Origin of the sequence: Candidatus Sysuiplasma jiujiangense, from assembly GCA_019721075.1 — an archaeon.
GTDB lineage: Archaea > Thermoplasmatota > Thermoplasmata > Sysuiplasmatales > Sysuiplasmataceae > Sysuiplasma > Sysuiplasma jiujiangense.
Genome location: JAHEAD010000009.1, coordinates 1 through 22,512, shown reverse-complemented (window position 1 = coordinate 22,512; position 22,512 = coordinate 1). Strand labels below are relative to the sequence as shown.

The 22,512-nt window shown below is 51.0% G+C and carries 22 protein-coding genes and 3 tRNA genes; 9 read left to right on the top strand and 16 right to left on the bottom strand.

What is annotated here, in order from left to right; translation table 11 throughout:
• Positions 1-264: 264 nt before the first annotated feature.
• From KIS29_06320 to KIS29_06295, 6 genes are all read right to left on the bottom strand, one after another.
• Positions 265-372, bottom strand: a tRNA-Arg gene (locus tag KIS29_06320).
• 39 nt (positions 373-411) lie between these two features.
• Positions 412-570, bottom strand: coding sequence for a 30S ribosomal protein S27ae (locus tag KIS29_06315; protein ID MBX8639935.1), 159 nt, complete (start codon positions 568-570; stop codon positions 412-414).
• Between the two features lie 5 nt (positions 571-575).
• On the bottom strand, positions 576-911 hold the full coding sequence (gene rps24e / locus KIS29_06310; protein ID MBX8639934.1) for a 30S ribosomal protein S24e: 336 nt from the start codon (positions 909-911) through the stop codon (positions 576-578).
• Positions 912-1,001: 90 nt separating this feature from the next.
• Positions 1,002-1,556: a DUF359 domain-containing protein gene (locus KIS29_06305; GenBank protein ID MBX8639933.1), complete on the bottom strand. Its 555-nt coding sequence runs from the start codon at positions 1,554-1,556 to the stop codon at positions 1,002-1,004.
• Positions 1,528-1,722: a DNA-directed RNA polymerase, subunit E'' gene (locus KIS29_06300; protein MBX8639932.1), complete on the bottom strand. Its 195-nt coding sequence runs from the start codon at positions 1,720-1,722 to the stop codon at positions 1,528-1,530. Before KIS29_06300 ends, KIS29_06305 begins: the two co-directional genes overlap by 29 nt.
• 10 nt (positions 1,723-1,732) lie before the next feature.
• Positions 1,733-2,314 carry a DNA-directed RNA polymerase gene (locus tag KIS29_06295; protein MBX8639931.1) on the bottom strand — a complete coding sequence of 194 codons (582 nt, stop codon included), beginning with the start codon at positions 2,312-2,314 and terminating at the stop codon, positions 1,733-1,735.
• 380 nt (positions 2,315-2,694) lie between these two features.
• On the opposite strand from KIS29_06295, the gene KIS29_06290 reads away from it, so the two are divergent.
• Positions 2,695-4,746 carry a sodium-translocating pyrophosphatase gene (locus KIS29_06290; protein MBX8639930.1) on the top strand — a complete coding sequence of 684 codons (2,052 nt, stop codon included), beginning with the start codon at positions 2,695-2,697 and terminating at the stop codon, positions 4,744-4,746.
• Positions 4,747-4,799: 53 nt separating this feature from the next.
• A complete protein-coding gene (locus KIS29_06285; GenBank protein ID MBX8639929.1) occupies positions 4,800-5,894 on the top strand; it encodes a threonylcarbamoyl-AMP synthase in 1,095 nt (364 codons plus the stop codon).
• On the opposite strand, the gene KIS29_06280 is transcribed toward KIS29_06285, so the two are convergent.
• The 3 genes from KIS29_06280 to KIS29_06270 all read right to left on the bottom strand — a co-directional run bounded on the left by KIS29_06280 (position 5,848) and on the right by KIS29_06270 (position 10,253).
• The gene (locus tag KIS29_06280; GenBank protein ID MBX8639928.1) at positions 5,848-6,942 is read right to left on the bottom strand and encodes a 5-(carboxyamino)imidazole ribonucleotide synthase; all 1,095 of its coding nucleotides are present in this window, start codon (positions 6,940-6,942) and stop codon (positions 5,848-5,850) included. The genes KIS29_06285 and KIS29_06280 overlap by 47 nt on opposite strands.
• Before the next feature lie 15 nt (positions 6,943-6,957).
• Entirely contained in the window at positions 6,958-7,431 is a 474-nt protein-coding gene (gene purE / locus KIS29_06275; GenBank protein MBX8639927.1) for a 5-(carboxyamino)imidazole ribonucleotide mutase, read from the bottom strand.
• 194 nt (positions 7,432-7,625) lie between these two features.
• Positions 7,626-10,253 carry a GAF domain-containing protein gene (locus tag KIS29_06270; protein ID MBX8639926.1) on the bottom strand — a complete coding sequence of 876 codons (2,628 nt, stop codon included), beginning with the start codon at positions 10,251-10,253 and terminating at the stop codon, positions 7,626-7,628.
• 280 nt (positions 10,254-10,533) lie between these two features.
• On the opposite strand from KIS29_06270, the gene KIS29_06265 reads away from it, so the two are divergent.
• On the top strand, positions 10,534-11,415 hold the full coding sequence (locus tag KIS29_06265) for a hypothetical protein (protein MBX8639925.1): 882 nt from the start codon (positions 10,534-10,536) through the stop codon (positions 11,413-11,415).
• 74 nt (positions 11,416-11,489) lie between these two features.
• Positions 11,490-11,690 (top strand): hypothetical protein, encoded by a 201-nt coding sequence (locus KIS29_06260; GenBank protein ID MBX8639924.1) that lies wholly within the window; start codon positions 11,490-11,492, stop codon positions 11,688-11,690.
• 84 nt (positions 11,691-11,774) lie between these two features.
• Here the strand turns inward: KIS29_06260 and KIS29_06255 are convergent, their stop codons facing one another.
• Together KIS29_06255 and KIS29_06250 are read right to left on the bottom strand one after the other, a co-directional pair.
• A complete protein-coding gene (locus KIS29_06255; protein MBX8639923.1) occupies positions 11,775-12,368 on the bottom strand; it encodes a GNAT family N-acetyltransferase in 594 nt (197 codons plus the stop codon).
• Between the two features lie 82 nt (positions 12,369-12,450).
• Positions 12,451-12,525 (bottom strand) — tRNA-Ile (locus KIS29_06250).
• Positions 12,526-12,612: 87 nt separating this feature from the next.
• Between KIS29_06250 and KIS29_06245 the strand changes: the two genes are divergently transcribed.
• Both KIS29_06245 and KIS29_06240 read left to right on the top strand, forming a co-directional pair.
• A complete protein-coding gene (locus tag KIS29_06245) occupies positions 12,613-13,761 on the top strand; it encodes a hydroxymethylglutaryl-CoA reductase (protein MBX8639922.1) in 1,149 nt (382 codons plus the stop codon).
• 101 nt (positions 13,762-13,862) lie between these two features.
• Positions 13,863-15,068, top strand: a complete 1,206-nt coding sequence (locus tag KIS29_06240) for a DUF4147 domain-containing protein (protein ID MBX8639921.1) — start codon at positions 13,863-13,865, stop codon at positions 15,066-15,068.
• A gap of 13 nt (positions 15,069-15,081) precedes the next feature.
• On the opposite strand, the gene KIS29_06235 is transcribed toward KIS29_06240, so the two are convergent.
• Both KIS29_06235 and proC read right to left on the bottom strand, forming a co-directional pair.
• The gene (locus KIS29_06235) at positions 15,082-15,978 is read right to left on the bottom strand and encodes a site-specific DNA-methyltransferase (GenBank protein ID MBX8639920.1); all 897 of its coding nucleotides are present in this window, start codon (positions 15,976-15,978) and stop codon (positions 15,082-15,084) included.
• 53 nt (positions 15,979-16,031) lie between these two features.
• On the bottom strand, positions 16,032-16,844 hold the full coding sequence (gene proC, locus KIS29_06230; protein ID MBX8639919.1) for a pyrroline-5-carboxylate reductase: 813 nt from the start codon (positions 16,842-16,844) through the stop codon (positions 16,032-16,034).
• Between the two features lie 102 nt (positions 16,845-16,946).
• Here proC and pheT point away from each other — a divergent pair, with 102 nt between their 5' ends.
• A complete protein-coding gene (gene pheT / locus KIS29_06225; GenBank protein ID MBX8639918.1) occupies positions 16,947-18,575 on the top strand; it encodes a phenylalanine--tRNA ligase subunit beta in 1,629 nt (542 codons plus the stop codon).
• A tRNA-Ser gene (locus tag KIS29_06220) sits at positions 18,566-18,665 on the top strand. Before pheT ends, KIS29_06220 begins: the two co-directional genes overlap by 10 nt.
• An 87-nt stretch (positions 18,666-18,752) precedes the next feature.
• On the opposite strand, the gene yjjX is transcribed toward KIS29_06220, so the two are convergent.
• Both yjjX and KIS29_06210 read right to left on the bottom strand, forming a co-directional pair.
• Complete coding sequence (gene yjjX / locus KIS29_06215) at positions 18,753-19,769, bottom strand: inosine/xanthosine triphosphatase (GenBank protein MBX8639917.1); 1,017 nt, start codon at positions 19,767-19,769, stop codon at positions 18,753-18,755.
• Positions 19,766-19,963: a DUF2116 family Zn-ribbon domain-containing protein gene (locus KIS29_06210; GenBank protein ID MBX8639916.1), complete on the bottom strand. Its 198-nt coding sequence runs from the start codon at positions 19,961-19,963 to the stop codon at positions 19,766-19,768. The genes yjjX and KIS29_06210 overlap by 4 nt, the downstream gene beginning before the upstream one ends.
• Positions 19,964-20,064: 101 nt before the next feature.
• Here KIS29_06210 and KIS29_06205 point away from each other — a divergent pair, with 101 nt between their 5' ends.
• Positions 20,065-21,003: a deoxyhypusine synthase gene (locus KIS29_06205; protein ID MBX8639915.1), complete on the top strand. Its 939-nt coding sequence runs from the start codon at positions 20,065-20,067 to the stop codon at positions 21,001-21,003.
• 433 nt (positions 21,004-21,436) lie between these two features.
• On the opposite strand, the gene KIS29_06200 is transcribed toward KIS29_06205, so the two are convergent.
• On the bottom strand, positions 21,437-22,512 hold a 1,076-nt coding region (locus KIS29_06200; GenBank protein MBX8639914.1), incomplete at its 5' end, for a hypothetical protein.

Below are 22,512 nucleotides of genomic sequence, written 5' to 3'. Positions count from 1 at the left end.
TCATCTTTGCCGCACCTGAACGGAAGCGAAGACAGGATATCCTCAGACAGATTGCCGCGTATTATGAATATGCCTGATTCAACCCTGTCATCGGTTACGGCGGAATCCATATCGATCAGTGTTGCGCTGCCTGAAATCGAACCTCCCGCCAGTCCACGTCCCTGGAGTCTCAGCACGATATCGGAACACCGCTGCAACAATTTTAACTTTGCCGGTTCTGTGAAACGCGCCTGCGGTATGAAACGGAAAGCAGAGGCAAATAAGCGGGCCTGCCGGGAGTTTCAGAATGAATACACTCTTTTGAACCCGGGTCCGGGGCTTTCTCCTGACGAACCGGAGGCCCCTGTGATATCCACGCTACACTACAGGCCCTGATAGCGGGTGACTGCTGTTCCTGTATAAAAAAAGGGATTATTTCTTCTCGAATTCAGCGTATCCGCATTTTCCGCATGACACCCTGTTCCTGTGTTTTGCCAGAAACACGCTGGGACCGCACTTCGGGCATGTACGCCTGGTTCTGCTCAACTTTCCGTCCTTTACTTCGTAAATGCTGTTCCTGCCCTTTGCCAATTAAATCACTTCGCCTGCTGCTTCGCTGCCTTTACCGCTTTCTGTGCCGCCTGCTTCTTTTCCGCAAGCTTGTTTCTGACGAGTATGTGCCGTCTTTCGAGTTTGAGCGCATCTTCCTTCTTCGGGTATATCTTCGCGAAGACAAGAGTTTCATGCTTTCCGAATACGCTCTTCATTGAATCTACGACAACGCCCTCTTTTGCGCTTCCGAGTGATCTGGATACTGCTTCCCTGACTTCGTCCCTCCCCGGCGTGGGTGAATTGGCATGCCTTACCACTGCCTTGACTTCAATCCTGTTGAGCAGCGGATTTTCCTTCCTTGATGTAATTTCAACGTCCATTTAAATCGCTCCGACCTTTATTCCTCTACTCACTACATCTAACTAACATTTAAATTCTGCGTATAGACCCTCCGGCGCCGTGGAATCAGTTCATCTCATTCTGGAGACAGGTATCATTTCAGCAAGTATCGAATATGCCGTCTGCCTTGATGTTTCGTCCGATTTTATCGCCGTCATGCCGATGCCAGGAAGGCCGTAAACAACAATCGCACCTTTCATCAGGTAAATCGACGCAAGGCCTGCGAGATCCTCCTCGCCGTCCACAATCATCTTTGTCCGACCGGGAAACTCCCATGCAAGCTTCAGCGCGTTCCACATCTCAAGGCTGAGGTAGCCGGGAGGACTGCGGACACTCAGCTGCGCCCCTGGCGTGGAAAGAAGGGTATCGGACCAGGTCTCAGGTATCCGGTGCCTTTCCGTCATGAAATCGAAAACTGAAATCTTTGGGATCACCCTGCTGGAAACCAGAGTGTAGCAGACCATGTCACCGACGGCAACGATCGCGCAACTCTCCGATATCGCAGCAATCTCCCCCGGTGTTATCAGCGGCTGGTACTGCTTCGAAAGCTCCTTCCTGAGTTCCGGCGGAAGGAAGAGATCCTCCTTCGGATCGAATTCATCTGACCCGGAGCGCAAATTTGCCATTGACATTAATTCCCATCTGCTTTGCGATTGCCGACTTCTGGTAATCTATGACAATGAGATACCCCTGAAACTCCCTTGAAGTCTGGCCCCCGCACAGAGGACAGGTATCCTCTTCCGAAATATAACTGCAATTCTTGCAGGCCTTGAGCTGCTTCACGTTTGCCATTGGTGTCACCCTAAGCCGGTATTTCTCCCTTCTCCTTCCTGGACTTCTTGCTCCTGTCTTCCTCGATCCATTCGAACTTGCCGAGCCCCGTCTGTCTCATTGTCAGGCCGATCTTGCTCTCCTTGACATTTTTGTCATTGAGGCTGACGGATATTATGCGTGCCCTTACACGGTCGCCGACTTTAATGTCTCTCTTTGTCTCCTTGCCGATTATTCTCTTTCCGCCTTCATCAACATCCAGTTTATCATCCATGATCTGGCTGATGTGCAATAGTCCGTCGAAAGGGCCAAACCTGACGAATGCGCCGAATTTAATAACGTCGACAACATACCCGTCGACGACTTCCTGAAGCAAAGGCTGGAAAAGCAGCGCATCGTAGTTAAGCGACTGGAAAACGCCTCCATCGCCGTGAACGACACGCCCGTTTCCGTCGGGTTCTATGTTTGAAACCATGACGACCAGTTTTCCCTCTGTATCCAGCTTTCCTTCAAACGTGGAACGAGCCAGCTCAGATATGAGCAATTCGTAATCTTCCCCCAGCCGTTCCGGGGGAGCCCTTATGACACCATGCCTCGATTGAATCTGATACAAACCGACTACCTTCCAGACATTCTGATTATGGACACCGTTACTGCAAGCAGTTTACTCTACCCGCCAGATATTACTTCATGCTTTGCATTTTTTGCCTTCTGCAAAGGCGTTTTGCCGCAGAAGCGCGTAAAGTGCGGCGGCTTCTTGGCATCCTACTGCGATTCAACGCATCAAGGTTGTCCTGTTAATAAGCCTTTTGCCCATTCGCATCACGTCCGCGGAGAGTGGAGCCGTCTCCGAAGGAGAGCCTGGCGCTCCAAGCGGGAATGGTTCGAATGTGAGTAAAAATCGCTGAACGCCAGAATTCGCGTTATTTCGGACAGGGTTATAGGAAAATTATTTAATCGGTTCTCAATTTCCTCCGACTGGTGCCTTCAGGAATGTCGGATTTTATTGATTTCGTGATAGTTGCAGCTTTGATCGCTCTCATCTATGCTGTCGTGCAGACACTGACAATTCTCAGAATGGATGAAGGCAGTGAAAAGATGATAGATATCGCCAGGGCAATACAGGCGGGATCGAAGGCATTCCTCAACAGGCAGTATTCCACCGTGGCCATATTTGCAATCATCTTAACAGCAATAATAGCGTTTGTTCATCAGCTGGGATGGAAGGAGGCAATTGGATTCGCCGTGGGTGCCGCGAGTTCGGCAATAGCCGGCTACGTCGGCATGAATGTATCAATAAGGGCAAACGTCCGCACAGCCAACGCTGCAAGAAAATCGTTGAAGGACGGTCTGTCTGTCGCGTTCAGAGGAGGCAGCGTGACGGGCATTACGATAGTGGGCTTTGCGGTTATCGGCCTGTCGCTTCTGTTCCTCTTCTACAACGGGAATCCGGTAGACATGCTTGGCTACATGTTTGGAGCCTCTCTCGTCAGCCTGTTCGCAAGGGTGGGAGGAGGCATATACACAAAGGGCGCGGATGTTGGTGCCGACCTGATAGGCAAGGTGGAGGTCGGTATTCCTGAGGACGATCCAAGAAATCCGGCAGTTATAGCCGACAACGTAGGTGATAACGTCGGTGACTGCGCGGGGATGGGAGCCGATGTCTTTGAGTCATATGTTGTCACAATAGTGGCGACAATGGTCCTGGGGTATACGCTGGTAAGCGTCCACACTGCCCTCGGCTCCAACGGCGTCATTTATCCGCTGGGGATAGCATCTGTTTCCATATTTGCGTCTATCATCGGGGTCTTCTTCGTTCGGCTCGGCAAGTCGCAGAAAATAATGAACGCCCTCTACAAGGGCATTATTGCAACTGCGGTGATAGCCGCAGTCGGATTCTATTTCGTCGCAAGTTACCTGCTCCCGGCGAAATACGTGGAGCCTCTCTTCGTTGATTCAATAATAGGCATAATAGTCGTCGGCCTGATCATGGGTATTACCGATTATTATACGGACACACCCTTCAGACCAGTAAGATCAATAGCGAAGGCATCCACAACCGGTGCCGGAACGAACATAATTACGGGACTCGGCTGGGGTCTTCAATCCTCATTTCTGCAGAGCCTGACGATTGTCGGTGCTGTTCTCATCTCATATACGATTACGGGTGGCGGTATAACAAACAGCATTTCTGATTTCGGGCTTTACGGCATCGGCATAACTGCGGCGGCTATGCTTTCCCTTACGGGAATGATAATCTCCGTCGATGCATTCGGTCCCATAACAGACAACGCCGGCGGAATTGCGGAGATGGCCGGACTTCCGGAGGAAGTCAGGGAAAGAACAGACCCCCTGGACGCCGTTGGAAACACGACCAAGGCAGTGACCAAAGGATATGCAGTGAGTTCGGCGGCGCTCGGTGCTCTCGCGCTGTTTGCGGCATATTATGCATACATATCCGGTCATGGATTTACCGACCTCGAAATTAACAATCCGCTCGTGCTGAGCGGTCTGCTGATAGGGGCAACGCTTCCGTTCTTTTTCACATCTTTCCTTATGGGCGCAGTTGGTAAGGCGGCGCAGGCCATTGTTGTCGAGGTCAGGAACCAGTTCAGGAACAATCCACGAATACTCGAAGGAAAGGACAAGCCGGATTACGGAAAGTGTGTCGATGTAGTGACAAAGGAGGCTCTGAGACAGCTGGCTGTGCCAGCAATGATCGGCATACTCTCGCCGCTCATCGTCGGATTCGTTCTGGGACCGCTTGCGCTCGGCGGTCTGCTCATCGGTGTTGTGCTGAGCGGTTTTGGCCTTGCAATCATGATGACTGTGGGCGGCGCTGCCTGGGACAACGGCAAGAAGCTGATAGAACAGGGAAATTACGGAGGCAAGGGATCTGACGCACACAAGGCAGCTGTTGTTGGGGATACAGTGGGTGATGCAACAAAGGATACTGCCGGACCTGCCATAAACCCGCTCATCAAGGTGGTCAATACTGTTTCCATACTGTTCATTGCAATTATACTGACGTTCCATCTGCTCTGAAAGGGATATCAAACCTTTTTTAACCACGCGCTGTAATGATACGTCCCGGGTAAATGCAGGAAACCAAAATAGTCAGGATCCATGACAACGCCAGTGCGGATTTGCTGAGGCAGGCGTCGGATTGCCTCCGCAAGGGAGGACTTGTGGTATTCCCGACAGAAACCGTCTACGGACTGGGAGCAAACGCACTTTCGGAGAAAGCGGTCTCTGGTATATTCAGGGTTAAGGGCAGACCTGCTGACAATCCTCTGATTGTCCATGTTTCCGACTACGACCAGCTCAGTGCAGTTGTGGATTCTGTCCCGGATACGGCGGAAAAATTGATGAAAAAATTCTGGCCTGGCCCGCTGTCGCTGGTTATGCGCAAGAGCAGGCTTATACCCTGCAATGTGACCGGCGGTCTGGAAACAGTCTCGGTCAGGATGCCGTCAGCGCGCGTTGCGCAGACACTCATTGCGTATGCGGGTGTGCCGGTAGCCGCTCCGAGCGCAAATCTTTCGGGCATGCCCAGTATCACTGAAGCATCACAGGCAATCATGGAATTGTCCGGACTCGTTGATTTCATAATTGACGGCGGTCGTAGCGAAATAGGGCTGGAATCAACCGTGCTCGATGTTACACGCGATATACCCAGGATTCTCAGGCCGGGCGCAGTAACAGTAGAACAGCTTATGTCGTTTATAGGAGATGTGGAGGTACACCCGGCCGTTTTGCAGTCAGCTCCGGTAGAAGGAACTGCGCCGTCTCCGGGTATGAAACACAGGCACTATTCGCCTTCAAATGCGGTGCTGCTTCTTGTTGAACCGGGCGAAGATGTCGATGAAAGGATGGATGAAATGCTGAAAAAGACCCGCAGCATGGGGCTGAAGGTATGCGCAATGGTTTCCGATGAATGCGGTATAACAGGCGGGAATGTCGTGAGGATAGGGAGCAGGAATGATCTGGCAACTGTCGGCAGCAACCTGTTCAGAACGATAAGAGAGGCGGATTCAGCCCGTTTCGACGTCATCGTTGCCGAGGGATTCAGCGAAAGAGGGATCGGTCTGGCTGTAATGAACAGGCTGAGGAGGGCTTCGGTTGCATTTGACGATTTCCTGAAGATCAGGGCAGGAAAAAATCCAGAGGCTCTTTCCCGTAAAGCACGCTGATCACATCATTCCTTCGCTCGGCTAGCTCCCTCCTGCTGCCGGCATTGATGTTCACGTGCCCCATTTTACGCCTCTTCCTCAGTTCCCTTTTGCCATATGGGTATGAATGCGTTTCCGGGATTTTGAGAAGCTTCATTTCAACCTCCCTTGTTATCTCTGTTCCAACAGAATTGACTATCCCGCTGGGCTTGTACAGCACAGGTTCAGGAATCGGCAGGCCCGTGATGGTTCTGAGATGCTGCTCGAATTGTGATATCGACGAACCGTGCAGTGTATGATGGCCGCTGTTGTGTACCCTCGGAGCGATTTCATTCACAATGCATCTGCTGCCAGTGATGAAGAATTCTATCCCCATTACGCCAACATAATCCAGAGCGTCGAGTATTTTTGAGGCTACACCCCGCATGCCGAAGTCTTCAAACGGAGCATCGTTATAGAAAAGGATCCCTCCCTCGTTGCGGTTCATGGAAGGCGTGTGGAATCTCTTTATGCCGTTCTCATCCCTCGATGCTATTATGGATGCTTCGCAATCAAAGTCTATGTGTTCCTCAACCACATAGCGTTCTCCGGCAGGAAGCCGCATTCTGCCGGCATATGGTTTCGAAGCGTCGAAATAGTACTGTCCCTTGCCGTCATAGCCTCCACGGGACGCCTTTATCACTGCTCTTTTGAATTTGTTCGCATCCCTCATGGCCTCCTCTCCCGAGTCGGCTATTGTATACCGCGCAAGCGGTACACCAACGGAACTGAGAAATTCCTTTTCTGCCGCCCTTTCCCTTTTCAGCATTATCGCATCAATGGAAGGACGAAGCTTATGTTTCTTCTCGGCGTAGAGAAGAGCATGCTCATCGACGTGCTCGAATTCAAATGTCACAACGTCGCAGCTGTCCACGAACTTCCTGTATTCCTTCAAGGGGAGGAATCCGTCTGCAACACGTGACGCGGGTCCCGGGTCACTGTCCAGAATGTAATAACTGTTCTGTAGCTTCCTCCCCTCTATTATCATCATCCATCCGAGCTGTCCGGATCCGATGATCCCGATATTCATTGCAACACCCGGAACTCAGTCGCGCTTCTCATTAAGCACTTCCGATGTCTGCTTCTTCATGAAGGATATCATCCGCTCGGCAATATCTCTGTGTTTCAAACCAAGTATTCTGAGCGCAAGCAGAGCAGCGTTCCTTGAATTGCCTATGGCAACCGTCGCCACGGGAATACCGGCGGGCATCTGAACGATTGACAGGAGGGAATCCAGCCCCCTCAGATGCCCTGCCGGTATTGGGACTCCGATGACGGGCAGATATGTAAGGGATGCAACCATTCCCGGAAGATGTGCCGCGCCCCCCGCGCCTGCGATTATGATCTCCACTCCTCTCGCTGCAGCACCGGATGCATAATCGTACATGAACTGCGGTGTTCTGTGTGCCGAAACAATTTTCTGTTCAACATCTACGCCGAATTCTCTAAGCGTTTCCACTGCTGCCGACATGTGTTCGTAATCGTTCTTGCTTCCCATGATGACGCCGACAAGAGGCATGATCTTGCATCCGAATAAGTACATTATAAGTATTTCGATAATAAATGAACGATAATATTGTCAAACGGCAAGCAACATACACATATGGCAGTCAAGGTCCAAAATCATATGATAGTGACTGGCGGATACAGGGGCAATGAGGGTTCAGGCGTATACGCACCAAACGTTTACGGCTGGAGTGAGATGTCACAGTATCATTCAGCGCTGATGCCCTGGACTGCGGCATCAGGTTCATTCGGAAGCCGGTTCAATACTCCTTCAGCCAGCGGAAAATCCAGTGCAAAAGTGGTGCCTCTTTCCGGACCGGATGTCGAGGTTTCCTTTACAAAAATTCTTCCGCCGCTGCTCTCCATTATTGCCCTTACAAGAGAAAGACCCAGGCCGGTACCCTTCGAGCCCTTCCTGAACCTCTCGAAAATAATGTCCGGGTCTGTGGCACTCAAACCAATCCCGTTGTCCCTGATCTCCACTCTTATCATTTTTTTGTTCCTTTCATTGATCAAATAGGACTTCACCTTGATATTGACAATTACATTTTCATTGTATTTAGCAGAGTTCGCGAACAGGTTGATGAACACTTCTTCGACAAGATCCGAACTGCAGATTTCCGCTGCCCCTGGATCCAGGTCGGCCTCCATGTCTATCTCTCTCGGATAAAAGGATGATCTGACTGCCGAAAGGGCAGAACTCAGCAGTGAATGAAGGCTGTAATTCTGCGTCACCACGTCCCTTTTGCTCCCGAGCCTTACAATTTCCAGAACAGTGTTTACAAACTTATTGCCCTTTGCTATAACTGAATTAAGGTTCTGAAAAAGCTTTATGTCAGCCTCGGTAATCTGCCTGGATTGTGAGGTTCTGCCGGAAAGCAGTTCGAGATTGAGTGTAATTGACTGAAACAGGTTCTTTATGTCATGGACAAGCATGTGCGCCCTCATTTCGGCGAGTCTTTCGCTCTCTTCGAGACCTCTGTAAAGATCAATATTGCGCAGCGACATCGACATGAGATTGGAAAATATGACAAGTGTGTCGTAATCAAATCTGTCGAATGCATTGAGGGAGGCGGATTCAATATCTAGCACAGCGGTGCATTCGCCGCTGATTACGATTGGAACTGCAAGCTCACTCTCGACTCTTGATATGTCAAGATTCAGAAAAACCGGATCCTTTGAAACATCATTGGACATGTACGGTTTTTTCGTGAGAGCACATGTCCCTATGATGCCGCGTCCTGGGGTCAGCGTAATGTCCCTGCTGAGCAGAGAGCTGAACTCTTCCGGCCAGTCCCATGCTTTGAGCCGGATCATTCTGTCTTCTCCCACCTCCCATACAGAGACATATGAAAAGCCGATATTTTCAGTGATCGTCCTGCAGACCGATTCATAGAGTTCATCCTTGCCTCTTGCATTGTTCAGCTTCTGCGCGACATCTATGAGTGCAAGCAGTCTCAGCGTCATTTTCTCACGTTTTTCCTCATCCCTGCGGCTGCTCAAATCCACGGACAGCAGGGTGGAAACGCGCTCCAGTCTGGCTGCGTAATCATTGAAGAGCGGCTGCTTGTCCGGAATGGTGATTCCGGTCATCAGCACTGTATCACCGCTCCTTTGAAAGCTAAGCAGGAAATTATTTCCGAAATCCCTGAATGAGTTGTAATTCATTTCGTCGTGCGACAGCGTCGCTGCGTTTATCATCAGGCCGCCGCTGAGTATGTCAGCATGAACGGGAGGAAGAGTCACATGCTGCACGCACGAATTCCCGTCCTTTCCTCCGGTCGACAGAAGTTTCCAGCTGTTACTGCCTTCGGACTCGTAAACATAGGCAGTAGCACCGCTTGTTGCATCTGAAAGAGTGGAAAGACATGCCGAGAGAAAATTGCTCCAGCCGCTTTTTGAACCACCAGATTTGTATGCTTTCCAGTACAATCCAATATCTGCAATATTCCTTTCAAATCTCAGGCTTATGTCTGCATCATTCCTGGCATCAAGCATTATTCCCCACAGGGGAAACAGCACACCAGTCCAGCTGAACAAATGTGCATAAGAGAGCGTGTAAGGCGAATAAAATTGTGAGGAGTCATAAAAAATTCTGCCGATCAGGAGGAACACGACGAAAACTGAGAGACCGAACATGCTGTTACGTGTCCTATGGACGTTTACAGTCCTTTCCAGAAGCAGGAAAAACAGCACAAGGGATGCGGTTAACAGCAGCGCTATGTCCTGGAAAACGAAAAGCTCTGACACAATAGCAAAGGTAATGCTTTCGATTGCCCTGCTGTATATTATCAGAGCGACCAGCAGTATGCCGAACACTGTTGTTGAAACAACAAACACCGAGTAAATGACGGATTTTCTGATATCTGCAACTCTTGCATTGAAGAGCCCGAAATACAGGAGAAGGAGCACTAAAAGGAGCCTCGCAGCATCAAGTATGGTATATAGAAATGAGAAACTGTTCACCTGGAGTCCGTTGAAGAGTATGGATACGTATATTGTGCCGGCGATGAAGATTGCCGACTGAATCAGTGCGGCGGCAACGAAAAGATCCTGCAGAAACATCGTCTTTCTGTAACGCGCAAAATAAAGCACGACTGTTGCTAAGGTGATAACTGCAGTAAGAAAGTAGCCGAAATCATCTGCATAGATTACAGTTCCCATTGTATATGCAACAGGGCTGTAAAGACCTATGAGCAGCAGTGCAATTGTTGCTGCAACCGGCGGGATGAATCCATGGAGCGGTTCGTTATATGAGGCAGAAATTCTGCGGATGAATCTGCCTGACATATCATTGCTCCATTTCGCCACCGAACCGCCCCGAATGTCACTCAACGTTCGGTTTGAGAGTTATTTAAATAATGGGTTCAAAATTTCAATTGATGGTTTCACCTACATGTCGAACACAATATAATTGGCAGACTGGCCTCAGGGGCTGCGAAGAATGTGCCTCCATAACTCCATTGACTGTCACCATGCTCAGAAATTTCCAGGATACTGTCTCCGGCCATGCCGATGGCGGCTTCAGTTTCTGTATAAGTTGCCTTTTCAGACGGCGCTGTTTCAGGAGATATGGGTAAGTGATAACTAGTTGCTTGTTCATCCAGTAGGATCGATGACCGATTATCTCATGTCTTCCGTCGAAATTCAAAATGAGGGGCGGGCACCAGACATCCTATGCAATGACGCTGTCAAACGCGGTATGGTCGATGTCATCTATTGCGGTGACAATCTGAATATAATGGGGGGCCTTCCGTCAGAATCTCTGGATCTCATATATGCCGATCCTCCATTTTTTACAAACAGACGATACAGCAAGACTGGCAGCGAATTGAAGAAGTCGGAAGTATTTGCCGACAGATGGGAAGGGGGTATTTCATCGTACCTGGACTGGCTCAACCCAAGACTTCTCGAAATGAGGAGGTTGCTCAGAAGTACGGGTTCCATTTACGTCCATCTCGACTGGCATGCTTCGCATTACGTGAAGATCCTGATGGACAGAATTTTCGGGTATGGAAACTTCAGGAATGAAATTATCTGGCATTACAAAACAGGTGGCGCGGGGAACAAAACTTTCAGCCGCAAACACGACTCGATTTTATTCTATTCACGAACGGGGAAATATAAATTTAACAGATTGAAGGAAAAGTCGTACCTGATGTACAGATACGGTTTCAGAAACATCGACTTAAAGCAGGATGCGCACGGTTACTACAACGAAGTGAAAATGCGCGATGTCTGGGATATACCGGCATTGAGAGGAAACCAGCCTGAAAAGATCGACTATCCCACCCAGAAACCGGAAGCACTGCTCCGGAGAATTATCGCAGCATCAACGGACGAAGGGGACACTGTGGCAGACTTCTTCTCTGGATCCGGAACAACTGCATTTGTCGCCAGGCAGATGAAGAGACACTGGATTGCTGCCGACGTCTCTCCTGCGGCTGTCGAAATCACAAGAAAGAGACTGTTCGGCGGGCACGCCGTCAATTCGTAATCCGGCACACTTTAAACCTTGACACAATTGGAAAAATTCATATCTGCCAAATTTTTGGTTTCGGAGACGGCGCTATGAAAGCAGGATTCAGACCTGAATGGACTCATTTTTCTCCGGACGGCATCAGGGCGGATATTCTCAGCACGGAGACAATCGGAGACACTCATTATCTGTTCTGCGGTATCGGCGAAGAACACTTCATAGTCAAGGCTGCGAGATATTATGAACCGGGAACTGAAGTAAATGTGGCTGTGGAAAAATTTAACCTGTACTAGAACGGAATACTCGTCAGAAGAGACGTGGTGCCGCACGCGACAGAACAAACCAGAAGTGGTGATTCCCGGATTCAGCAGAAACAGTCATGATGTCTGCTCGATCCTCTCTATTAATTTTTGCTTCACACTTGGCCACTCGCCTGAAATGACGCTGTACATGACAACATCCCTGACAACATTGTATGCAGTGATGTCATGTGAACGGAGTATGCCCTCCCTGACTGCGCCGATCTTTTCAATCGCTTTCTGACTCCTCACATTTCTGGTGTCTGTCTTGATCTGGACTCTGACGGCATTCAGTGTCTCAAAAGCATGCGACAGCAGCAGGTATTTGGACTCCGGATTGACATATCCGCCTCGAAACTGTCTGGCAAGAACGGTGTGCCCGATTTCCAGTGCCCTGTCATGTTCTCTGATATCGAGATAACCCGTATGACCGGCCATCTTCCCCGTACCGTTGTCTATTATGACGAATTCGAGACGCCCTGGTTCGCCGATAATACCCTGAAAATAACTTCTGAAAGCCTCGGCCGTATTGTTTTCCGGTCCGCCCTGCCTCAGAAGGGCATAGTCGCCCACTTCGATAATTCGGCTCAGCGCGTCTGAATCATCGATGTTCATGGGCCTGACAGTGAGATGCCTGCTTTTCAGCGTTACCGGTTTAACCCATTCAGCCATAGTTTTCAGCCCCTGCTCTGGGTTATCAAGGGAAACGGGTTAATTAACAGTACGGGCACCAGGATCTGGATTCTCCAGCAAATGGGCCCGAAGAGATTTGGACTCTTGACCTCCCGGTTATCAGCCGGGCGCTCCAGCCAGGCTAAGCTACGGGCCCTCGAAACTGAAAAGAGGGCTCTTATTAAAACATTACCGGGTCGAAACTCATCAATGCTTATTATATCAGTTGTTTCATTTCAACTTCATGAAGCGCATTTCGCTTCCGCGGGGCGCCGGAAGAGAGGAGACAGAAGAGAGAAGGAGAACAATCGAATCGGAGACAAACACAAAACTTTCCCACATTGCAGCCGGTTCGTTCGAACCCGAAGCGGCTTCAAAGAACTGCGAGAATTTTATAGGCGTTGCCCAGGTACCGATGGGAGTGGTTGGTCCGCTGAGAATAAGAGGGAAGAAGGCAAAAGGGGATTTTTTCATCCCTCTGGCCACGACCGAAGGAGCGCTTATCGCAACAATCGCCCGCGGCTGTTCTGTCATAACGGATTCCGGCGGCGCGTACAGCCGCGTCCTTAAGGACGAAATGACCAGGGCTCCTGTCTTTCGTGTCGAAGGTATAGAACATGGTATTCAGACATCGAAATGGATTGAGAACAACCTGCTCAGACTTGAAAGTGAAGTGAAAAAGGTCACACAACATGGTGAGCTTATGTCTGCATTGCCGTTCATTTCCGGCAGGACACTGCACGTCCGCCTATCGTTCCGAACGGGCGATGCGATGGGTATGAATATTGCAACCTTTGCATCGCAGAGGATATGTGATATCGTTGAAAGGGAAACGGGTGCAGTCACCATTTCGGTTTCAGGAAATGTCTGCACAGACAAGAAGCCCTCTGCGATCAACTATATTCTGGGCCGAGGGAAGACGGTTGTGGCCGAGGCAACGATACCTGAGAGGATTGTGAGGAGGAGGCTGCATGCCACCTCCGCGGAGATCGCCGAAACTGCATACAGGAAGAATCTGCTCGGAAGTGCCATCTCCCTGGCCTACGGGTTCAACTCCCATTTTGCCAACATGGCCGCAGCGTTATTCATAGCCACCGGACAGGACGCAGCACAGGTGGTCGAGGCCAGCATGGGCATTTCCACTGCAGAGCACATTGACGGCGGACTGTATGTTTCCATCAGACTGCCTTCCCTTGAGGTTGGCACGGTAGGAGGAGGCACTTCACTTCCGACTCAGCGGGAAGCGCTGCAGATGATCGGTTGCAGCGGAAGCGGAAAGGCTGTGAAATTTGCCGAGATAGCAGCATCAGTAATTCTGGCAGGTGAACTGTCAACGCTCGCCGCACAGGCCAGGGGGGAACTGGCATCCGCCCACATGAAACTGGCAAGATAGACCATAGCGGCCAGGGCGTTGGTTTTGCCGGGATAAGCAGTGCATTCGGCGAGAACGTAACGAGAATCATCGAAGGCTGCATAAGGTCTGCAATCGACGCAGTGAGTCCTTCATCCGTACTCCGTGAATTTCTGGCTTCTCGCAGGGGAAAGGCAGTACGCAGATTTGCGGCAGAGAATGCGGCGGAATTGTATTGCTACGGAGCTGGTAAAGCATCCGCAGGTATGCTGAGGGCACTGCCCGCATCGGATTTCGAATTTGCGGGCGGGCAGATCAACTGCCTGGAGAACGGCCGGTCCGGGCGAATATCCCTGAAGAAATGCTCCCATCCGCTTACCAGCATCTCCTCTGTAAAAAATACAGAGGCTATGATTGACGAAATAGACTCCCTGCCTGAATCGTCCGCAATAATATTTCTGCTGAGCGGAGGAGCATCCGCCATGCTTTCCGTGCCAATTGAACCAGTCGCGATCGAGGAGAAAAGGAACATAACCGAAAAACTGCTCATGTCGGCTGCCAGCATCGGAGAGCTCAATTGCGTGAGAAGGCACATTTCGGATGTAAAGGGAGGGAAGCTGGCAAAGCACTGCTTTCCGAGGAAAGTCCAGTCCCTTCTCATTTCCGACGTCACAGGGAATCGTCTCGAGGACATAGGATCGGGGCCAATGTGCGGTGATCCCACAACTGTTAGCGATGCGCTGGCAATCATGAGAAAATACGATGTCACGAAGATGTTTTCCAGTGAAAGGATAGATGAACTGGCGTCCGGAAAATGGGAAACGGTCAGAAAGGGGGACAGGATGCTTTCGTCGGCCCGCAACACCATCATAGCAGACAATTCGACTGCCGTTTCCGGAATTGTGTCGTTTGCAAGGAGGAATGGCTTGCCTGCAGCCGTCGACAGCAGGCGCATCACTTCACGGACTGAAGCCGAAGTTCCGGGTTTCATCGCAAGAGCGCGGCGTGCACTGAGGGGGGATGGTATTTTTATCTCAGGCGGTGAAGCGCTCGTCAATGTCCTGTCCAGGGGTTATGGAGGGAGATGCCAGCACTTCGCCATTGAGGCAGGAATGCTCCTGAAAAAAGGGGAATTTGTCGTGGCCCTGGCAACGGACGGTCATGACGGAAATACAACTAATGCAGGTGCCGTCACGTCTGCCATCGGCAGAAGCGAGGCTGCCTGTTTCCTGGACAGTTTTAATTCCGGTAAATTTTTCGACATTACCGGCACATCGTTCAGGATCGGCGATTCGGGGACAAACGTCTCCGATATCTACCTGTACATGAGGGTGAACAAGAGACCCTGAACGATACGGAGAATCAGGACATTCTGTTCCTTTTTTCCCTGAGGAAGTCGTTCACCGCATTGAATGACTCGTCTAGATATGCGCTGTTTATGTCAATGCCGATATAATTCCTGCTCAGGGAAGCGCAGGCGAGCGCCGTGCTTCCTGTGCCGTTGAACGGATCCATCACCATGCGTGTCTTTGAGAGCCCATGCAGCTTGATGCAGAATTCGGGAAGCATCACGGGAAACGTCGCAGGATGCGGCCTCTGCTTCCTGCTCTGTATTGTTTTGTATGGTATGTGCCATACATTTCCACGGTCCCTGAGATCTGACCGGACACTCCGCCATCGGCCTATGTTCGATTTGTCCTTGTAGGGCACACCGACTGCGAGTTTGTCAATGCTGACATCGCCATGCAGTGTAAAATGGAAAATGTACTCATGTTCGTCATTGAGATACCTGTCGCTCCTCAGAGGCTTAACATGCCCCACAGTTTCGGTAACGGTGCCTCCATTTACCTGATCCTTCTTCTGCACAGATATCGATTTTACCCAGTGGATTGTGTTCTGCAGGTGAAAATTTTCCTTAAGCCGTAGTGCAATTTCCAGAGGAAGGAACTGATCCTTCGGTATTTGGCCGAGGTTCAGAAAAAAGGAACCTCCGTCAGACAGCACCCTGCCGACAGATGTGCATATTTCGGCAATCCAGTCAATGTATTTCTCCCTTGGCAGTCTGTCCTGATATGGACCGTAGGGCTTGCCGATGTTGTACGGCGGGGATGTGACGACAACATCAACGCTTCTCTCGTCAACGATTTCCCTGAGAATTGCGCCCGCGTCTCCGTGGTAGAATGCAATTTGGCCAGGTCCGGGAAAGAGATCGCATTTCCTGTACGGAACAGTCATTTCAGTTTTCGGGGATGACTGCAATTTTCAGCCTCCTGCTTCCAATCCGGACGAAATGAACTGAGCCTTCCGCTGCATTACACATTAAACTCTCCGTCGAACCGGAGGGCCACCTTTTTAGATGCCTCTGTGGCTGCCTCCACTGCATTCATGATGCTGGTGCGCACCGATCCCTTTTCAAGTTCATATATGCCTGCAATCGTCGTTCCCGCGGGAGTTGTGACAGCGTCCCTGAGTTCTGCGGGATGCAGAGGGTGCCTGTTCAGCAGATCGGCTGTTCCTGTCAGTGTTCTGGTCACCAGCCTGAATGCGATTTCCCTCGACAGTCCTACCTTGAGTCCCGCGCTAATCATGGCATCGATGATTATTGCAATATATGCAGGTCCGCTCCCCGACAACGCCGTCACAGCGTCCATCTGCGATTCTTTAACTTCCACCGTGTCACCAAACGTACCGAGAACGGAAATTCCCGTGCGCCTTTCTTCATCCGTGACAGTCCGGCCGACGCAGAACGCTGTAATCGATTCGCCTATGGATGCGGCTATGTTCGGCATCGCCCTTATTATCTTGCTTTCAGGCAGATGCTGCTGCAGCCGATCAATGCTTATTGCAGCCATCAGCGAAATGACGAGTTTGCCGCGGACATGTTCGCCGATCTGTGAAATGAGCTTCATCGCATCGCCTGCCTTTACAGCTATCACGACAATTTCCGACCGTTTGCACGCTTCGTCATTCCTGTCTGAGATGAGTATCTTCCTGTCTTCCAGTTTCAGGGTTGAGGGATTCCTCTTCGTTACAGTCACAGAAGCAGTCAAATCCGAGGCAGAGAGGCATCTTGCCACGGCCTCCCCTATCTTTCCCGCGCCGAGAACAGCTACGTTCCACTTCATTGGAGTCAGGACAACATCGGCTGCACCAATTTGTATTTATTCCATGTTCGGAAGCCGACTCACTTTAGATTAAAATACATCTAACAGTTGTTGGTCAGTTGAATGCCAGTAATTGATTTGAAGCTCCGGGATCTGGTCAGTCTTTCAGGACTGGATAAGGATTCAGAGTGGTTCCAGTCCGCCATTCCGATGATGGGGGCAAGTTTTGAAGGCAGCGAAGCGGGAATACTCAGGTTCGAGTTTTTCCCCAACAGGCCGGATCATTATTCCGTAGAAGGAGTGGCACGCTCCCTGAAACATCTGTACGGACTGTCGAGGCCTAAGGTATTCGCCGTGAATGAGGGAAAGGTGAGAATGACCGTCGATGATTCGGTCAAAAACCTCAGGCCCGTGATGCTGTGCGGTGTGGTGAGGAACATTGTCATGGACGACGGCGCGCTGAAGTCGCTGATAGATCTACAGGAAAAACTACATCTTACAGTAGGAAGGCGGAGGAAAAAGGTATCGATAGGGATACATGACCTTGACAGGGTAACGCCGCCGTTCCTGTTCAGGGCGTACGGCGGAAAGGAAATCAGTTTCGAGCCGCTCGGAATGACTGATGTAATGACCCCCGATGAAATTGTCAGAGGACATGAAAAAGGCATTGAATACGGGCCACTCCTCGGCGGCGGTCCTTATCCCTGCATAACTGATGCGAGGGGAAAAGTGCTGTCAATGCCCCCGATCATCAACGGAACAGTTTCCGCTCTGACGGAAAAGACAAGAAATGTTCTCTTCGACGTGAATGGCGTAGATACCGCCGTATGCAGCAGGGTGCTCAATATTCTCTGCTCCGCGCTTTCGGAACGCGGCGGCATCATCGAATCCGCAGTAGTTGAAAGCGGCGGCAGCACGGAGCGCTATCCAGACATGGCCTTCGATCATATGACCGTTCCGTCTTCGCTGGTCAATTCAGTAACCGGGTTGAAGTTTTCACAGGACAGACTGGCGGACCTGCTAGAAAGGATGGGTTACACAGTGCAGAATGAAAAAAGTGCCATTGTCGCCGGCATACCTCCCTACAGGATGGATATCATGCATCCCGTCGACATAGCCGAAGATGCTGCAATTGCCTACGGCTATGAAAATTTCGGAAACACTCAGTCAAAGAGACAGACAAACGGAACCATGCTGCCGGCTACGATATTCTCGAACCTGATTTTCGAACTTATGGCCGGCTACGGCTACATGCAGACAGTTTCCTTCATGCTCAGTTCGGTCAGAATGCAGTTCGGAATGATGCGCCTGAGTGAAAAAGATGCCGTTCGTCTGATCAACCCGGTAACAGAGGACACAGAAATACTGAGGCTTTCGCTGCTTCCCGGACTCCTGAAACTGTTCGAGGCAAACAAGCACAACGAGCTCCCACAGCGCATTTACGAGATAGGCGATGTACACACACCTTCCAGGAGAAAACATCTTGCCGCACTCAGCATACATCCGAAGGCAACCTTTTCGGAGAGCAAATCGCTTGTTGATGCGCTGCTGAGGGATCTGAAGTTCGGCGGCGAGTTTATCGCTTCGACCGATGAAAGATTCATCGCCGGAAGACAGGCAGAAATTCACAGCGGCAACAAGGCGATCGGAATTTTCGGAGAATTGCATCCGGAAGTGATAACAAACTTTAATTTATTCAACCCCGTGGTGGGGTTCGAACTCGACGTAACCGAACTGATAAAGCTGAGGTAGCTAAGCCCGGTTCAAGGCGCCGGCCTTGAGTACCAGTCGAGTAAGCCGGTGTCGCTCTGCGACTCGGGAGTTCAAATCTCCCCCTCAGCGCTTCCGCCGGTAACTGTATGCATTGCGGCGGAACATCAGCCGGCAACAGGCATGTATATGCAGAATGTGCTGCAGTATCATCGAATTTTACCATTTCGCCGCATGATGTGCAGGGATGGCATACAATTCACGGTTAATCCTCGGCAGGAGAGCGGCGATGACAGCATCCTCGGTGATATGACTCCTGCTCAGAACGCCGCGCGAAAGATAACCTATGGCGCCGTTTTTCCTGCCTATATCTGTTATGCCGGAAAGCTCCGACATGACGGTTCCGGCCGAGCCTTTGCCGGATGTCAGCATACCTGTCACGGATGCCGGATACTGGAAACCGATCCCCTGACCGCAGGTTTTTCCTCCGGCTTTGTCAATAATTACGCAGAACTGGACATCAAGGAAAACACCCTTAATTCCGCTTTCCATAAGACCGGCCTCAATGCCGACGCCGATGTCGTTTCCCTTCAGTGACTGCGTCGCTCTGTTCAGTGCACCCCTTACTGTATCTCTTCTGTCCAGCGGCTGGTCAGGAACGCGCGATTCCGTTGCAACGGGCAGGAAAACAGGATTGGAGAAATCCCTTCCATAACGCCGGAACGCCCTTTCAATCCCTTCTATCTTCGACGGATTCGAGGACCCTATGCCTATGCGCAACTCAGACAGAACATTGCCATGCCTGTCGCACTCGCCGTTCAGTATGCGAGTTGAGCTCAACGGAAGTCCGTCAGCCGCCCGGATAACGGGTACTTCGATAATACGCAGAGGTTTCATGCTCTTCTTCACCCTTATCCTGTTGATTTCCGCCGCCCTGAACGAGTTGTCTTCTGTTACTGCTATGGCGTCTATGGCGCTTATCTCGATCGAGGGGCCGTACGGATCATCGATCCTGTAAATGCCGAATTCACTGCCAAATTTCGAGCAGAAGTTTCTTAGCGAGCTGTATCTGTGATCATACGGCCTCACGAATTTCCTCCTTCCTGAAGCCATCAAGTCTGATGTCAGGCCGATAATCACACTGTCTGCGCTTTCAAACGCGGTCCTCAGCAGCATCCTGTGACCGTCATGCAGGACGTTGAATGTTCCACCGAGACATATTGTTTTTCCGGTCATAACCTGCTCACGTAGGTCAGGGCAAGTAGAAGAATTATCATGATCAGGACGTAATAGAGATAGAGCTGCCTCTTCCTCTTCCGCAGCATATTCCTGTAGTCGTCGCGGCACCCGTTCGAGCAGAATGTTTCGTCCATTGAAACGGGCTTTCCGCACTGCTTGCAGTGCTTGTGTGGGGGAATCCGCTCCGTCACCTACGATGTCACCATAGTCCGTCCTACCGGCGATTTGGTTAATCAATCTTTTGAACAGCGGATTGTAATAATATTTCTATCCGTTTACATTCACTCAGGCTATGAAGCACATTAATGCCGAAAAAGTCGTCGACATGGATATTGACAGATGTTCAACCTTCCACGATCTGACGGAGCAGATGTACAGATCCGGCGGATTCACTGCCAGGAAGGTAGGGGAGGCGGTGAGGATTGTCCGGAAGATGATTTCATCGCATGCATATATTTTCCTCTCCTTTCCAGCCGACATAGTGTCTACCGGTACACGCGGTGTTCTTCTCAAGCTGATCAGGGACAAAACCGTTTCGGCTGTTATTACCACCTGCGGCACCCTTGATCACGACCTTGCAAGGATTTGGAAAGACTATTACCATGGCAGTTTCGAGATGGACGACGTGGAGCTTAAAAAGAAGGGCATCCACCGTCTCGGAAACATACTCATCCCCGAAGGATCATACGGCCCAATAATAGAAGAGAAAATGCAGAAATTCCTTGAGGAAATCTATTCAGAAGGCATCAGAAAACCTTCGACCGCCGAGCTGCTGGACAGGCTGGGCGAATTTGCAGGCAGCAGGCAGAGCCTGCTTTACTGGTCAAGCAAAAACAGTATACCTGTGTTCGTGCCCGGGATAACAGACGGCGCGGTAGGTTCGCAACTCTGGATGTTCTGGCAGAAACACAGAGACTTCAATGTGGATCTGCTGAAGGATGAGCACATGCTATCCGATATTGTATTTTCTGCAAAGAAAACAGGTGCCATCATGATAGGCGGAGGAATATCGAAGCACCATACAATCTGGTGGAATCAGTTCAGGGGCGGTCTGGATTACGCTGTTTATCTCACTACCGCGAACGAATTTGACGGCAGCCTGTCAGGCGCACAGACCAGGGAGGCGATTTCCTGGGGAAAACTCAGGACTGATGCAAGGCATGTGACTGTCGAAGGCGATGCAACCATAACACTGCCGCTGATCGTTGCGGCGGCGCTTCACGGCAGGTGATTCTCCACTGACATGACTGCCAGACAGTGGCGCAGAGTTTGTTCCAAAGACGTTATCCGGAGTAGAACTGTCACGGTAACAAAACATGACGGCACAAATGCAGAGCCGGCAGATGCGTAATGTCCCTGCGACCGCAGTCCTTTTGCCTGCCTGCCGATTCATGATGAAACAGAGATTGTGCGCACATTCAGACAGTTGCAACAGACACACGATACGGCATACGCCGCATTTCCGGCGCTGGAAAGGATGAATTACTGCACCGTGCCGCTGGTCAGCGCGGACAGAAATGATTACCTAAAAAGGTCGCGAAAGCCCGAGAATTCATTCATGGGATGAAGCGCCCCTATGGCGGACATAAAGGGTTAGGCAATGAGTGCCGCAGATACATCAGCTTCTGAAACATGACCGACCTTCCATTCTTGCAGGAGCAGTGTCAGCCGTGCTGTGCCGCCTGCGCCTGCCTCGCGGCCTGCGCCTCATCCCACAGTTTATCCGTATAGACAGTGACGGGCACATTGCCCGAGTGCAGCATCCGCCTGCCCTTTTCCAGCAGTTCCGCCCGTTTCCTGTGAGTCATGGCAACAGTTTTCGGAAGGAGTGCCCTCTCCCTTCCGAACACGGAGGCAATGTCCTCATTGCCGAATACTGCCGCGATGTATTTCCTGTTCGATATGTTTTGAAAGAGCAGCAGGCGCTCCCCGTTCAGCGTGAGCTGGTGGCCCGTTGCCATGTCGCCGCACCTGCGCCTGACATTGCGCCTCACCCTCCTGAACAGCTGTTCCAGCGAGTTGTTCGTGTGGGCAATGCCGTCGAGTTCCCTCACGAAGAGATGGCTCTTCCATTTACTGTACTGTTCGACTATGTGCTTTGCAGCCTCCAGCATGTATGGAGGTATGTTTGTCTTCATGTACACATCCAGTGTGCCGATGACAGTTTCGCAGTCCTCCTCCATCTCCCCATTGGTGCGTTTCGGCTCGTCTGAAAGCGGCGTGCCCCCGTGCTTCGGGTACATGGCAATCCTCAGTTTGCAGAATACGCCGTTTATGCCTGTGAGTTCTTTGGTGAGTCTCGTCGCGAGCGCGTCTGCGGCAAGCAGTTCCAGCGCCGCTATCGCCTGTGCAATCGGCGCGTCGTTCGTGACTGCGTCCATCTCCCTGAGCGACGGAAGCGCCGACAGGCAGTCCGTCACGAATTCGAGGTGCCTGAGGGAGAACGGGAAGCCGCGGCCGCTGCTTTCACCGGTATAGACCAGTTCCTCCAGCGTGTGCCTCACGACCATTCTCGCGAGACCGGCGCCGTCCGAACAGTAGTCCTCGCCCACCTCACGCAGCAGTTTTGTGTCGTATGCAGGCAGCGACTGCAGCACACGTTTCAGTGCACTCTTTGTTCCGAGACGCCCGAGCGTCTTGCCGAGCAGCGTGTGCCTGTATTCCATGATGTCCCTGCCTAGATCCCTGAGGAAATGGAATTTGCACAGTCCGATGGGTGTGCCCGGAAACACCTTCTCCA

Bases quoted from the DNA above. Each gene is read 5' to 3' on its own strand.
- rps24e (MBX8639934.1), bottom strand. From the start codon at position 911: ATGGACGTTGAAATTACATCAAGGAAGGAAAATCCGCTGCTCAACAGG.
- KIS29_06305 (MBX8639933.1), bottom strand. From the start codon at position 1,556: ATGGCAAATTTGCGCTCCGGGTCAGATGAATTCGATCCGAAGGAGGAT.
- KIS29_06300 (MBX8639932.1), bottom strand. From the start codon at position 1,722: ATGGCAAACGTGAAGCAGCTCAAGGCCTGCAAGAATTGCAGTTATATT.
- KIS29_06290 (MBX8639930.1), top strand. From the start codon at position 2,695: ATGTCGGATTTTATTGATTTCGTGATAGTTGCAGCTTTGATCGCTCTC.
- KIS29_06285 (MBX8639929.1), top strand. From the start codon at position 4,800: ATGCAGGAAACCAAAATAGTCAGGATCCATGACAACGCCAGTGCGGAT.
- KIS29_06280 (MBX8639928.1), bottom strand. From the start codon at position 6,942: ATGAATATCGGGATCATCGGATCCGGACAGCTCGGATGGATGATGATA.
- purE (MBX8639927.1), bottom strand. From the start codon at position 7,431: ATGCCTCTTGTCGGCGTCATCATGGGAAGCAAGAACGATTACGAACAC.
- KIS29_06265 (MBX8639925.1), top strand. From the start codon at position 10,534: ATGACCGATTATCTCATGTCTTCCGTCGAAATTCAAAATGAGGGGCGG.
- KIS29_06260 (MBX8639924.1), top strand. From the start codon at position 11,490: ATGAAAGCAGGATTCAGACCTGAATGGACTCATTTTTCTCCGGACGGC.
- KIS29_06255 (MBX8639923.1), bottom strand. From the start codon at position 12,368: ATGGCTGAATGGGTTAAACCGGTAACGCTGAAAAGCAGGCATCTCACT.
- KIS29_06245 (MBX8639922.1), top strand. From the start codon at position 12,613: ATGAAGCGCATTTCGCTTCCGCGGGGCGCCGGAAGAGAGGAGACAGAA.
- proC (MBX8639919.1), bottom strand. From the start codon at position 16,844: ATGAAGTGGAACGTAGCTGTTCTCGGCGCGGGAAAGATAGGGGAGGCC.
- pheT (MBX8639918.1), top strand. From the start codon at position 16,947: ATGCCAGTAATTGATTTGAAGCTCCGGGATCTGGTCAGTCTTTCAGGA.
- yjjX (MBX8639917.1), bottom strand. From the start codon at position 19,769: ATGACCGGAAAAACAATATGTCTCGGTGGAACATTCAACGTCCTGCAT.
- KIS29_06205 (MBX8639915.1), top strand. From the start codon at position 20,065: ATGAAGCACATTAATGCCGAAAAAGTCGTCGACATGGATATTGACAGA.